General features: G+C 73.2%; 13 protein-coding genes. All 13 read left to right on the top strand.

Annotated elements, in window-relative coordinates:
- Nucleotide 1: 1 nt before the first annotated feature.
- Genes ribD through AOM01_RS10915 form a run of 13 tightly spaced genes read left to right on the top strand, consistent with a single transcriptional unit; the run spans nt 2 to nt 13,140 of the window.
- The gene (gene ribD / locus AOM01_RS10975) at nt 2-997 is read left to right on the top strand and encodes a bifunctional diaminohydroxyphosphoribosylaminopyrimidine deaminase/5-amino-6-(5-phosphoribosylamino)uracil reductase RibD (protein ID WP_062293281.1); all 996 of its coding nucleotides are present in this window, start codon (nt 2-4) and stop codon (nt 995-997) included.
- Nucleotides 998-1,588: a riboflavin synthase gene (locus AOM01_RS10970; RefSeq protein WP_062293279.1), complete on the top strand. Its 591-nt coding sequence runs from the start codon at nt 998-1,000 to the stop codon at nt 1,586-1,588.
- The gene (gene ribA, locus AOM01_RS10965) at nt 1,585-2,826 is read left to right on the top strand and encodes a GTP cyclohydrolase II (protein WP_174441893.1); all 1,242 of its coding nucleotides are present in this window, start codon (nt 1,585-1,587) and stop codon (nt 2,824-2,826) included. Before AOM01_RS10970 ends, ribA begins: the two co-directional genes overlap by 4 nt.
- Nucleotides 2,823-3,287 carry a 6,7-dimethyl-8-ribityllumazine synthase gene (gene ribH / locus AOM01_RS10960; RefSeq protein ID WP_062293278.1) on the top strand — a complete coding sequence of 155 codons (465 nt, stop codon included), beginning with the start codon at nt 2,823-2,825 and terminating at the stop codon, nt 3,285-3,287. The genes ribA and ribH overlap by 4 nt, the downstream gene beginning before the upstream one ends.
- 19 nt (nt 3,288-3,306) lie before the next feature.
- Nucleotides 3,307-5,457 carry an alpha-galactosidase gene (locus AOM01_RS10955; RefSeq protein ID WP_062293275.1) on the top strand — a complete coding sequence of 717 codons (2,151 nt, stop codon included), beginning with the start codon at nt 3,307-3,309 and terminating at the stop codon, nt 5,455-5,457.
- Between the two features lie 23 nt (nt 5,458-5,480).
- Nucleotides 5,481-5,744, top strand: a complete 264-nt coding sequence (locus AOM01_RS10950) for a phosphoribosyl-ATP diphosphatase (protein ID WP_062293272.1) — start codon at nt 5,481-5,483, stop codon at nt 5,742-5,744.
- 9 nt (nt 5,745-5,753) lie between these two features.
- Nucleotides 5,754-6,596, top strand: coding sequence for an ATP phosphoribosyltransferase (gene hisG, locus AOM01_RS10945; protein ID WP_062293269.1), 843 nt, complete (start codon nt 5,754-5,756; stop codon nt 6,594-6,596).
- Nucleotides 6,596-7,567: a helix-turn-helix transcriptional regulator gene (locus tag AOM01_RS10940; RefSeq protein ID WP_062293267.1), complete on the top strand. Its 972-nt coding sequence runs from the start codon at nt 6,596-6,598 to the stop codon at nt 7,565-7,567. The genes hisG and AOM01_RS10940 overlap by 1 nt, the downstream gene beginning before the upstream one ends.
- The gene (locus tag AOM01_RS10935; RefSeq protein ID WP_062293265.1) at nt 7,560-8,468 is read left to right on the top strand and encodes a helix-turn-helix transcriptional regulator; all 909 of its coding nucleotides are present in this window, start codon (nt 7,560-7,562) and stop codon (nt 8,466-8,468) included. Before AOM01_RS10940 ends, AOM01_RS10935 begins: the two co-directional genes overlap by 8 nt.
- 34 nt (nt 8,469-8,502) lie before the next feature.
- The gene (gene tatA, locus AOM01_RS10930; protein WP_062293261.1) at nt 8,503-8,706 is read left to right on the top strand and encodes a twin-arginine translocase TatA/TatE family subunit; all 204 of its coding nucleotides are present in this window, start codon (nt 8,503-8,505) and stop codon (nt 8,704-8,706) included.
- A gap of 28 nt (nt 8,707-8,734) precedes the next feature.
- A complete protein-coding gene (tatC, locus tag AOM01_RS10925; RefSeq protein ID WP_062293258.1) occupies nt 8,735-9,469 on the top strand; it encodes a twin-arginine translocase subunit TatC in 735 nt (244 codons plus the stop codon).
- A complete protein-coding gene (locus tag AOM01_RS10920) occupies nt 9,466-10,398 on the top strand; it encodes a diacylglycerol/lipid kinase family protein (protein ID WP_062293255.1) in 933 nt (310 codons plus the stop codon). Before tatC ends, AOM01_RS10920 begins: the two co-directional genes overlap by 4 nt.
- A gap of 9 nt (nt 10,399-10,407) precedes the next feature.
- Nucleotides 10,408-13,140, top strand: coding sequence for a DEAD/DEAH box helicase (locus AOM01_RS10915; protein WP_062293252.1), 2,733 nt, complete (start codon nt 10,408-10,410; stop codon nt 13,138-13,140).
- Nucleotides 13,141-13,284 lie beyond the last annotated feature (144 nt).

Genomic DNA, 13,284 nt, shown 5'->3' with positions numbered 1-13,284 from the left:
CATGGACCGCGCCGTCGAGCTCGCCCTGCGCGGCCCGGCGCATGGACCCAACCCTCGAGTCGGCTGCGTGATCGTCGCCGAGGACGGCCGGGTGCTGGGAGAGGGCTGGCACCACGGCGCCGGCACCCCGCACGCCGAGCCCACCGCGCTGGACGATGCGCGGGCCAAGGGCCACGCCGATGTCACCGGGGCGACGGCGTACGTCACGCTCGAGCCGTGCTCCCACACCGGCCGCACCGGCCCGTGCACGGACGCCCTCACGCGCGCCGGGATCGCGCGGGTGCGCTATGCGGTCGAGGACCCCAACCCCGTCGCGGCGCGCGGGGGAGAGGTGCTGCGCTCGCGCGGCATCGACGCCGTGCACGTGCCGCACCATGGTGCGTGGGAGGTCAACCGCCGCTGGCTGGGCGCGGTCGCGCACGGCCGGCCCTGGGTGATCGCCAAGTGGGCGCAGACCCTCGACGGCCGCACCGCCGCCGCGGACGGCACCAGCTTCTGGATCACCGGCGAGGCGGCCCGCGGCCATGCGCACACGGTCCGTGCCGAGGTCGACGCGATCCTGGTGGGCACCGGCACCGTCCGCGCCGACGACCCCGCACTGTCCGCCCGCCCCGCCGGCGTCGATGACCCGCACCAGCCGCTGCGCGCGGTCATGGGCCTGTCGGACACGTTCGGCGCCAAGGTCTGGCGCGACGACAACGCCATCGCGATCCGCAGCCGCGACCCGCACGCCGCGCTCGCCGCGCTCGAGGCCCGCGAGGTGCGTACGGTGGTGGTCGAAGGCGGCGGCACCATCACCACCGCGTTCCTGCGCGCGGGGCTGGTCGACGAGATCCACGCCTACATCGCGCCCGCGCTGCTGGGCGCGGGCACGTCCGCCGTGGGAGACCTGGGAATCGCGACGATGGGGGGCGCGTTGAGAGGCCAGGATGTGACGGCGACCGCCCTGGGCGTCGATACGCTGGTCACCGCCTTCTTCCAGAGAGGACCGCAGTAGATGTTCACCGGCATCGTCGAGTCCCTCGGCACGGTCACCCACGTGGCCCGTTCCGAGGCGAGCGCTCGGCTCACCATCGAGGCCCCCGGCTTCACCGACCTTGTCCACGGCGAGTCGATCGCGGTCAACGGCGTCTGCCTGACCGTCGCCTCGCACGAGGGCTCCACCTGGGTGGCCGACGTCATGCGCGTCTCGCTCGAGACCACCGCGCTCGGCGACCTGGACGAGGGCGCCCATGTCAACCTCGAGCGCGCGACGCCCGCGGGCGGCCGCCTGGGCGGGCACATCATGCAGGGCCACGTCGACGGCGTCGCCACCCTGGTGGCGCGGGACTCGCAGCCCGAGTGGACCGACCTCACGTTCGAGATCCCCGAGGCGCTCACCCGCTACGTGGTGCGCAAGGGATCCATCGCGCTGGGCGGCGTGTCGCTCACCGTCGCGGAGATCGACGATGCCCGCGTCACCGTGTCGCTCATCCCCACCACCCTCGCGGAGACCACCTTCGGTGCCATCGCGGTGGGCGAGCGGGTCAACGTCGAGGTCGACGTGGTCGCGAAGTACGTCGAGAAGCTGGTGGGGGCCCACGCATGAGCGTCGACGTGATCGCGCTGGTCGAGCAGGCGCTCGAGGACCTCCGCCAGGGCAAGCCCGTCCTGGTGTCGGACTCGCGCGACCGCGAGGACGAGGCCGACTTCATCATGGCCGCCCAGACCACGACCGCCGACTGGGTGGCGTGGGGCATCCGCCACTCGTCCGGCTACCTGTGCGCGCCCATGCCCACCGAGCGCGCCGACGCGCTCAACCTGCCGCTCATGGTCCCCAGCAGCCAGGACCCGCGCCGCACGGCTTACACCGTGTCCGTCGACGCCGCCGTGGGCGTCACCACGGGCATCTCGGCGGTGGACCGCACCGCTACCCTCAAGGTGCTCGCGAACCCCGACGCGACCGCGGACGACCTGATCCGACCCGGCCACGTGCTGCCCCTGCGCGCCGTGCCCGGGGGAGTGCTGCATCGTCCCGGCCACACCGAGGCCTGCGTGGACCTCTGCCGCCTCGCCGGGCTCGAGCCTGTGGGCGTCATCGGCGAGATGGTCAACGACGACGGCACCATGATGCGCCAGGGCGACACGTCCGAGATCGCCGCGCGCGACGGCCTCACGTTCCTCACCATCCAGGACCTCATCGAGTACCGCCGCGCCGTGGGCGACCAGCCGCCGCCGGTCGCGGCGCGGCCCGAGCGGGTGCTGCACCGCGGCGAGGCCCGCCTGCCCACCGTGCACGGCGAGGTCACCGTCCACGGCTACCGCGACGCCCGCACGGGCGACGAGCACGTGGCCCTCGTGGTGCCCCCCAAGGACGGCATCGTGCCCGTGGTGCGCGTGCACTCCGAGTGCCTCACCGGCGACGCGTTTGGCTCGCTGCGCTGCGACTGCGGCCCGCAGCTCGACGCCGCGATCGCGCGGATCGTCGAGGACGGCGGCGCGGTGATCTACCTGCGCGGCCACGAGGGCCGCGGCATCGGCATCGCCGCGAAGATCCAGGCGTACGCGCTGCAGGACCAGGGCCTCGACACCGTCGACGCGAACACCCACCTGGGGCTGCCGGTGGACCGCCGCGAGTACGGCGCGGCCGCCGCGATCCTGCACGACCTGGGGCTGACGCAGATCCGTCTGCTCACCAACAACCCCGCGAAGGTCGAGGGCCTGCGCGCGTCGGGCGTGGAGTGCATCGAGCGCATCCCGCACCGCGTGGGCGCCCACCCCGAGAACGAGCACTACATCCGCACCAAGGTCGAGCGGATGGGACACCTGTTGGGAGACAACGCATGAGCGGAGCCGGAGCACCGGCCGTCGAGGTCGACGCGCACGGCCTCACCGTCGAGATCGTCGCGAGCCAGTGGCACACCGAGGTCATGGACGGGCTGGTCGCGGGCGCGATCCGTGCCGCCGAGGCCGCCGGCGCGAGCTACCGCGTCACCCGGGTGCCCGGCGCCTTCGAGCTGCCCGTGGTCGCGGAGGCCCTCGCCCGTCAGGGCGCGGACGCGATCGCGTGCCTCGGCGTCGTGATCCGCGGCGGCACCCCGCACTTCGAGTACGTGTGCGACGCCGTCACCCGCGGCCTCACCGACGTCGCCCGGGTCCACGCCACCCCCGTGGGCTTCGGCATCCTCACCACCGACGACGACGCCCAGGCGCTCGACCGCGCCGGCCTGCCCGGCTCGAAGGAGGACAAGGGCGCCGAGGCCGTCGAGGCGGCGCTCGCCACCGCGGTGGTGATCCGCGGGCTGTAGCGGCCCTAGGCTCGGTGGCATGGCTGACGACGTCGTGCACCTCCGCGCCTCCGGCGTGTCCCTCCTGCTCTCCACGGGTGGCGGGCGGCTGCCCCGCATCGCCCACTGGGGCGCCGACCTGGGCGACCTGCCGCACGATGCGCTGGCGGACCTGGTCCGGACCGGCCAGGGAGGCTTCGCGTTCGGCGGCGCCGACGAGGGCCACGCCCTCGCGGTGGTCCCCGAGCACACGTGGGGCTGGCTGGGCACGCCCGGTCTCGAGGGCTCGCGCGCGGGCGCGCACCCGTCGACGCGGTTCGTGGCGCGCACCGTCGAGGTGTCCTCGGAGGGCGACGGCGACGCCCGCGCCCAGTCCGTGGTCACCACCGCGGTGGACGAGGACGCGGCGCTCGAGCTGACCGTGACCGTGCAGCTGCTGGGCACCGGCCTGGTGCGCACGCGCGCGCGGCTCACCTCGCTCGGCGGCGAGGTCCCGTTCCAGGTGGGCGCCCTCGCGACCATGCTGCCCGTCCCGCGCGAGGCGCAGGACCTGCTCGACTTCACCGGCCGGTGGATCCGCGAGCGCACCCCCCAGCGCACCGACTTCACCGTGGGCACGCGCCTGCGCGAGTCGCGCGGCGGCAAGCCGGACCACGACAGCGCGTTCGTGCTCGCCGCCGGCACGCGGGGCTTCTCGTTCCGTGCGGGCGAGGTGTGGGCCACCCACGTCGCGTGGTCCGGCAACATCCGCACGCTCGCCGAGCGCGGCCGCATGGGCGACTCCGTCATCGGCGGAGGCGAGCTGCTCGCGCACGGCGAGGTCAGCCTCGCGGCGGGGGAGTCCTACGAGTCCCCGTGGGTCTACGGGGCGTACTCGGCCGCGGGACTCGACGCCGCATCGTCCCGCTTCCACCGCCACCTGCGCGCGACCCGCGCGCTGGGCCCGCGTCCCGTCACCGTGAACACGTGGGAGGCCGTGTACTTCGACCACGACCACGGCAAGCTGCTCGCCCTCGCGGACGCGGCGGCCGCGGTGGGCGCCGAGAGGTTCGTGCTCGACGACGGCTGGTTCCGCCACCGTCGCGCGGACAACGCCGGGCTGGGCGACTGGTACGTGGACGAGGGCGTGTACCCGGACGGGCTCGGCTTCCTCGCGGAGCACGTGCGGTCGCTGGGCCTCGAGTTCGGGCTGTGGGTCGAGCCCGAGATGATCAACCCCGACTCCGACCTCGCGCGCGCCCACCCGGAGTGGATCGCGCGGGCACCCGGACATCTGCCGGTGTCCGCGCGGAACCAGCAGGTGCTCGACCTCACCCACCCGGAGGCGTACGCGTACATTGAGGAGCGGCTCCACTCGCTGGTGGGCGAGCTGCGCCCCGGCTACCTCAAGTGGGACCACAACCGCGTGCTGGTCGAGGCGCAGTCGACGGCGACGGGCCGCGGGATCGTGCACGCGCAGACCCTCGCGTTCTACCGCCTGGTCGACGGCCTCAAGGTGGCGTTCCCCGGTCTCGAGATCGAGTCCTGCTCCGGCGGCGGCGCGCGCGTGGACCTCGAGGTGCTGTCGCGCACCGACCGCGTGTGGGCCTCCGACTGCAACGACCCCCTCGAGCGCCAGTCCATCCAGCGCTGGACGCAGCTGCTGGTCCCGCCGGAGATGATGGGCGCCCACATGGGCCCGCCGACGGCGCACACCACATACCGCACGGCGCGGCTCACGTTCCGCGCCGCCACCGCGCTCTTCGGTCACTTGGGGCTGGAGTGGGACGTGACGGCGGACGATGCGGTGGCCGCGCGGGAGGAGATCGCCGGCTGGGTGGCGCTGCACAAGACCTTCCGGCCGCTGCTGCACTCGGGCACGGTGGTGAACTCCGACCTGCCGGAGGACGCGTACGCGATCCACGGCGTCGTGGGGCTCGACGGCGCCGAGGCGTTGTACTCGGTGGCCTCCCTCGCGCTGCCGCTCGTGGGCGAGGTCGGGCTCGTGCGGCTCGAGGGCCTCGACCCGGACGCGACGTACGAGGTCGCGCCCGTCGCGCCCGAGGGCTACGGCGACGCGCCGGGCCGCGCGGTGCCCGCGTGGTGGCCCGGTCCGGTGCGTCTCACGGGCCGTGCGCTCGCCGTGCGCGGCGTGCAGGTGCCGGTGCTCGCGCCGGAGGACGCGGTGCTGCTCCACGCAGTCCGGGTCTGAGGTTTCCCACTAGGCTGGCGGGCGTGAAGACGTTCGAGAGCCTGTTCGAGGAGCTGCAGCGCCGCGCCGTGGAGCGGCCCGAGGGATCGAGCACCGTGGTGATGCTCGACAAGGGCGTCCATGCCATCGGCAAGAAGCTGGTCGAGGAGGCCGCGGAGTCCTGGATGGCCTGCGAGTTCCAGTCCGGCGAGGAGGCTGCCGAGGAGATCTCGCAGCTGCTGTACTGGGCCCAGGTGATGATGGTCGCCAAGGGCCTCACGCTCGACGACGTCTACAAGAACCTCTAGGGGAGAGAAGTGCTCCGCATCGCCGTGCCCAACAAGGGCTCCCTGTCCGACCCCGCCGTGCAGCTCCTCAAGGAGGCCGGCTACCAGCAGCGCCGCGACCCGCGCGAGCTGGTGCTCGTCGACGAGCGCAACAACGTCGAGTTCTTCTTCCTGCGCCCGCGTGACGTCGCGGTGTACGTGGGCGCCGGCACCGTGCACGCCGGCATCACCGGCCGCGACCTGCTGATCGACTCGGGCGCGAACGCGGTCGAGCACCTCGAGCTCGGCTTCGGCGGCTCGACCTTCCGCTACGCCGCAGCGCCCGGGGTCGCCACGTCCGTGGCGGATATCCAGGACAAGCGCGTCGCGACCTCCTATCCGCGCCTGGTCGAGGAGCACCTCGCCACGCACGGCGTCACCGCCAGCGTGGTGCGGCTCGACGGCGCCGTCGAGTCCTCGGTGCGCCTGGGCGTCGCGGACGTGGTCGCCGACGTCGTGTCCACCGGCACCACCCTCAAGGCCGCGGGCCTCGCGATCTTCGGCGACCCGATCCTCAGCTCCGAGGCGATCCTCATCCGCGCCCAGGACGCACCCGTCGAGGACATCGCGATCCTCACCGGCCGCCTGCGCGGCGTGCTCACCGCGCGACGGTTCGTGCTGGTCGACTACGACGTCCCGTCGGACCGGCTCGACGCGGCCATCGCCGTGAGCCCCGGCTTCGAGGCCCCCACCGTCACGCCGCTGCACGGCTCCGACTGGCACGCCGTGCGCGTCATGGTGCCGCGGAACGAGATGAACCAGGTGATGGACGCCCTGTACGCCGTGGGCGCCCGCGCGATCCTCACCACCGAGCTCCTCGCGGTCAGGGTCTGATGCCGGTCGAGAAGTCGCAGCGGCTGCTCAACCTCATCATCGGGCTGTCCTCCACCCGGCACCGCCTCACGCGCGACCAGATCCGCGACACCATCGAGGGCTACGAGCCCCTCCCGCACGGCGCCTCCGAGGACGAGGTCCGGAAGGCCGAGGCCAGCTTCGAGCGCATGTTCGAGCGCGACAAGAAGGAGCTGCGCGACCTGGGCGTCCCCGTCGAGACGGTCGAGGACCCCGTGCACGGCGACGAGATCGGCTACCGGATCCGCCCCGCCGAGGCGGCCATGCCCGCGCTGGACCTCACGGCCGCCGAGCTCGCCGTCCTGGGCATCGCGACGGACTACTGGCGCGGCGCCGTGCTGGGCTCCGACGCCACGCAGGCCGTCATGAAGCTCGCGTCCTCCGCCGAGCACGGTCCCCGCGTCGAGCTGCCCTTCGCCGCGCTGCCCGCGGTGGCCACGGACGCGTTCGCGACGCTGGTCGAGGCCGTCGCGGACCGCCAGGCCGTGCGCTTCGAGTACTCGTCGGTGAGCTCCGGCGCCGGCACCCGGACGGTCGAGCCGTGGCGCGTGGTGCTGCGCGCCGGCGTCGCGTACGTCATCGGCTTCGACCGCGACCGCGAGGCGCCCCGCACGTTCCGCGTGCAGCGCATCGGCGGACCCGTCACGCCGGTGGGCCCCGCCGTCGCGGACGTGCCGGAGGAGATCCCGCTCGGCGCGCTCGCGGCGAGCGCGGACGTGAGCACCGCTCGCGTGGCGCTGCGACCCGAGTCCGGCCACGCGCTGCGCCGGCGCGGCACGGCCGCGGGCGTCGACGGCGGCTGGGACCTGTACGACGTCGAGTACGCCCACGGCGACGCGCTCGTCGCGGAGGTGCTGGCGCTCGCCGGGGGTGCGCGGATCGTCGCGCCCACCGAGCTCGCGCAGGCCGTGGCGAAGGCCGCGTCCGCGGCGCTGGAGGTGGAGCGTGGCTGAGCAGGCGACCGACCGGCTGGTGCGGATGCTGGGCATCCTGACCTACGTCGAGCGCAACGGCGACACCCCCTTCGCGGAGCTCGCCGCGCACTTCGGGGTGAGCGTCGACCAGGTCCGCAAGGACATCGACGCGTTGTGGGTCGCCTCCGAGCCGGGCGACTCGTGGTCGCCCATCGACTTCTCGGCGGACGACTTCGATGCGGATGTCGCGGCGCTGGTGCGCAACGACGGGGTCTCCCAGGTGCGGCTGTCCCCGCGCGAGGCCGTCGCGCTGGTGGGCGCGCTGTCCACCATGGGCGCCGCCGGTGCGCTGCCCGAGGCCGGCACCCAGGTGCTGGCCAAGCTGCGAGACGCCCTCGCGGAGCCCGTCACGGTGCTCGGCGACGACCAGATCGCGCCGGAGATCCGCGAGTCGCTGCTCGAGGCGATCGCCCGCTACCGGATCGCCGAGGTCGAGTACGTCGACGCCCAGGACCGTCGCACCACCCGCACGGTCGACCCCCACCGTCTCGTGGTGATCGACGGGCACGGCTACCTCGAGTGCTTCTGCCGACGCGCGCAGGACTACCGCGTGCTGCGCCTCGACCGCATCGCATCGGTGACCGTGCTCGACGGGGCCGTCGAGCACCCGCCCACGGACACGGCCGGCTTCACGCTCACCCCCGCGTTCCGGGCCACCGTCCGCATCGCCCGCACCGGCCGCTACGCTCTCGAGGACATCCCCGGAGTCGCCATCGAGGATGCGGACGAGGACGTGATCGCCACGTTCGACGTCGCCGACGCGGCGTTCGTCGCGGGCCGCCTGCTCGCCGTCGCACCGCACCTGCGGTCCGTGAGCCCGGCGCGACTCGTCGACGAGCTCCACCGCCAGGCGAGGTCCGTCCTCTACGTCCAGCGCTAGACTGTGCGCCAGCCTTCCTAAGGAGCAACCTGTCATGGGACCCCGCGAGATCCTCATCATCCTGCTGATCGTGCTGCTGCTGTTCGGCGCGCCCAAGCTGCCGCAGCTCGCCCGCTCGCTCGGGCAGTCCCTCCGTATCCTCAAGGACGAGACCAGCTCGCTGACGGACGACAAGAAGTCCGACACGGACACCACCGCGACGTCGTCCTCGGACGAGCCGCGTGACAGCCAGAAGTAGCGCACGCGGGGGCAATCCCGATGCTCGGATGCCCCTCGCGGAGCATCTGAGGGAGTTCCGCAAGCGGATCGTGCTCGCGGCCGCCGGCATCGCCGTCGGCATGGTCGCGGGCTGGTTCGTCTACACGCCCGTGTTCGAGGCGATCCAGCGCCCCGTGCTCGAGGCCGCCGAGCGCGACGACGCGCTGGTGACCGTCAACTTCGCCGGAGTCGCGACCGCGCTCGACATGCAGCTGAAGATGTCGCTGCTCATCGGCCTGATCATCAGCGCGCCGTGGTGGCTGTACCAGCTGTGGGCCTTCATCGCGCCGGGCCTGCACAAGCGCGAGCGTCGCTACACGTTCGGCTTCCTGGGCGCCGCCATCCCGCTGTTCGCGGCGGGCGTCGCCTTCGGTGCCTGGGTGTTCCCGCGGGCGATCACCATCCTCACGGGCTTCACGCCCGAGGGTGCCGCGAACTTCCTCGACGCGCAGACGTTCATGACCTTCGCGATGCGGCTGATCCTCGCGTTCGGCATCGCGTTCGTCTTCCCCGTGGTGATGGTCGCGCTCACGTGGACCGGGCTCGTGCGCGCGCGCACGTGGCTGCGCGGCTGGCGCTGGGCGGTGTTCATCATCTTCCTCGCGGCCGCGATCCTCACCCCGACGCCCGACGCGGTCACCATGCTGTTCATGGCCGGGCCCATGGTGGTCCTGTACTTCGCCGCGGTGGGCGTGGGAGTGCTCCGCGAACGCTTCGCGCGCCGGAGCGTGCCCACGGAATGAGGACCGTCGGGATCATCACCAATCCGACATCGGGGTCGGGGCGGGGCGCGCGACGCGGCGCGGAGGCGAAGGCGGCGCTGGCGGCCGGCGGTCACCACCTCGTCGACCTGTCCCGTGGATCCTGGGCGGCCTCGTACGAGGCCGCCGTCGCGCATCGTCCCTCCCTCGACGCCCTCGTCGTGGTCGGCGGCGACGGGATGGCGCACCTGGGGATCCAGGTGTGCGCGGAGACGGACCTGCCGCTCGGGATCGTCGCCGCCGGATCGGGCGACGACATCGCGTCCTCGCTGGACCTGCCGCGCCACGACATCCCCGCCGCGATCGCCCGCCTCGAGGCGGGGCTGCGCGGCGAGACGGTGCGCATCGACCTGGGCAAGGTGACCGGCGGAGCGATCGAGGAGCCGGCGAGCCCGCGCTACTTCGGGGCGGTGCTGTCCGCCGGCCTCGATGCCGCCGTGGCCTCCTACGCCCGCGCCATCACCTTCCCCCGGGGCCCGCTCAAGTACAAGGTCGCGACCATGCGCGAGGTGCCGCGCTTCCACCCGTACGGCGTGCGGCTCACCGCCGACGGCCGCGAGTGGACGATGCCCTGCACCCTGGTCGCGGTGGCCAACGGCCCGGTCTTCGGCGGGGGTCTGGTGGTCTCTCCCGGGTCGAGGATCGCGGACGGACGGCTCGAGCTGGTGACCGCGGACGGCATGTCGCGGCGCGACATCCTGGGCCTGTTCCCGAGGCTCAAGGACGGCGGCCACCTCGCGGATCCGCGGGTGCGCGTCATCCAGGTCGAGCGGGTCACCATCGCCCCTGAGGGTGCCGAGGGGGCGCCGCTCCCGCCCGCATTCGCCGACGGGGAGCTGGTGGGCGCGGCCCCGCTGACCGTCGCCGTGGCGCCCGGGGCGCTCACCGTCCTCGGGGGTCGCGCACAGTAGCCTGGCGGCATGACCAGCCCCGCCGAGAGGTACGCCGCGTCGCGCGCGCGTGCCGCCCACGCCGACCTCGCCGAGTTCGAGGGCGAGCTGTCCTTCCCGCTCGACCCCTTCCAGAGGGAGGCGTGCGAGGCGGTGGCCGAGGGCCGCAGCGTGCTGGTCGCCGCCCCGACCGGCGCGGGCAAGACCCTCGTGGGCGAGTACGCCGTCAGGCACGCGTACCGGCGCGGCGAGAAGGCCTTCTACACGACCCCGATCAAGGCGCTGTCGAACCAGAAGTTCCACGACCTCGCGCGGGTCTACGGGCCGGAGAACGTCGGGCTGCTCACGGGCGACACCACGCTCAACCACGAGGCGGACATCATCGTGATGACCACCGAGGTGCTGCGCAACATGATCTACGCGGACTCCTCCGAGCTCGACCACCTCGGCGTGGTCATCCTCGACGAGGTCCACTACCTCGCTGACCGGTTCCGCGGCTCGGTGTGGGAGGAGGTCATCATCCACCTGCCGGAGCGCACGTCGATCGTGTCGCTGTCCGCGACCGTGTCGAACGCGGAGGAGTTCGGCGCGTGGCTCGCCGAGGTCAGGGGCGACACGCGCGTGGTGGTGAGCGAGCATCGTCCCGTGCCCCTGTGGCCGCACGTGCTCCTGCGCGAGGGGATCTTCGACCTCTACGCGCCCGGCGTCGATCCGCAGGATCCGGGGCTCACGCCGCGGCTCAACCCCGAGCTCGAGGCCATCACCAAGCGCTCCCGCTACGACGACCCGCGCGGCGGGCGCCCCACGCGCGGCGGACGGCGTCCTCAGGGGCGGCGCGCCCCGCCGCGCTTCGCCGTGGTCGACGTCCTCGACCGGCAGGGCCTGCTGCCCGCGATCGTGTTCGTGTTCTCGCGCGCCGGCTGCGAGGACGCGGTCGACCAGGTGCGGGCCGCGGGCATGATGCTCACCACCGAGGCGGAGCGGCGCGAGATCGCAGCGATCATCGAGGAACGATGCGCGGGCGTGCCCACCGAGGACCTCTCGGCCCTGGGCTACCACCGGTGGCGAGACCACCTCGAGGCCGGGCTCGCGGCCCACCACGCGGGCATGATCCCGCTGTTCAAGGAGGTGGTCGAGCAGCTGTTCGCCGCCGGCCTCATCAAGGTGGTCTACGCGACCGAGACCCTCGCGCTCGGGATCAACATGCCGGCGCGCTCCGTGGTGCTCGAGAAGCTGGTGAAGTGGGACGGGCAGGGCCACAAGGACCTCACCGCGGGGGAGTACACGCAGCTCACCGGCCGGGCCGGCCGCCGCGGGATCGACATCGAGGGCCACGCCGTCGTGGTCGAGCACCCCGGCTTCGACGCCCCGCAGCTGGGACGCCTCGCGTCGCGCCGCACCTACCCGCTCATCAGCTCCTTCCAGCCCTCCTACAACATGGCCGTCAACCTGGTCGCGCAGCTCGGGCTCGAGCGGGCGCGCGAGGTGCTCGAGATGTCGTTCGCGCAGTACCAGGCCGACCAATCCGTGGTGGGCAAGGCCCGCAAGGCGCGCGAGTTCGACTCGACGCTGCGGGGCTACGCCGAGGCGGCGAGGTGCGACAAGGGCGACTTCATGGAGTATGCCGCGCTGCGCGAGCGGCTCGCGCGGCTGCAGAAGCAGGCCGCGCGCGAGACGTCGCGCGCGCGCCAGGAGGCGACCGCGTCCACGCTGGCCGCGCTGCGTCGGGGTGACGTGGTGCGCGTCGGCGGAGGCCGTCGCGCGGGGCTCGCCGCCGTGGTCGAACAGGACGACAACCCCGTCGCGCCGCGGCCGCTCGTGGTGACCGAGCACGCGCGGGTGCACAGGCTCGCGATCTCCGAGCTCCACCACGGGCTCGAGACCGTGGGCGTGGTCAAGGTGCCGCGTCGCTTCGACGCGCGGAACGCGCGCAGCCGCCGCGAGCTCGCCCAGCTGATCGCAGACGGGCGGGGGTCGTACGACGCGACGCGTGCGAAGCGGCGGGGACCGGCCGCCGACGAGAACGCCGCGCAGGAGCTCGAGGTGCGGCGCCTCATGCGCGAGCACCCCTGCCACCAGTGCCCCGACCGGGAGGCGCACGCCCGCTGGGCCGAGCGCTACCACCGCACCCTGCGCGACAAGGATCGCATCGTGGGGGAGATCCAGCGGGCCACGGGATCGATCGCGCGGGTGTTCGACAAGCGGCTGCAGATCCTCGAGGCGCTGGGCTACCTCGACATGGTCGACGGCCGCCCCGAGCTCACCCGCGCGGGCGTCATGATGCGTCGCCTGTTCGCGGAGAACGACATCGTCATCGCCGAGGCGCTGCGCACCGGCGCCTGGGAGGGGCTCCACGCGCCCGCGCTCGCCGCCGCCGTCTCGACGCTGCTCTACCAGGGACGCCGCGACGACGAGTCGCGCACGCCACGGCTCCCGGGCGGCCCCGGCGGGGTGCTCGGGACCGCGCTCAAGGACACCGTCCGGCTGTGGTCCAAGGTCGACGACATGCAGCGGGAGCGCGGCCTGCCCGACCTGCCGGCGCCCCACTGGGGGATCGTCGCGCCCATCCACGGCTGGGCACAGGGCAAGAGCCTCGACACCGTGCTCAAGGGTGCGGAGCTCGCCCCGGGCGACATGGTGCGCTGGTGCAAGCAGGTGATCGACTCGCTCGATCAGATCGCGGAGGTGGCGCCCTCCGCCTCGGTGCGTGCCGCCGCCGTGCAGGCGATCAAGGCGATGCGCAGGGGAGTGGTGGCGTACTAGGTGGCGGCGCGTCGATTGCCAATGACAGATGTGTGCGAAGTGACCGATGGGGCGCGTGGGGCCGCCACATCCTTCACGTGAGAAGAGTTCCGTCACACACGCCATTGGAAGTCGACGGCGCGCGGCCGCCACCGTCTGCACGCC

It is taken from the genome of Demequina phytophila, assembly GCF_000971135.1.
GTDB lineage: Bacteria > Actinomycetota > Actinomycetes > Actinomycetales > Demequinaceae > Demequina > Demequina phytophila.
Note: the sequence above shows the minus strand (reverse complement) of the source record. Positions and strands in the feature narration are given on the sequence as shown.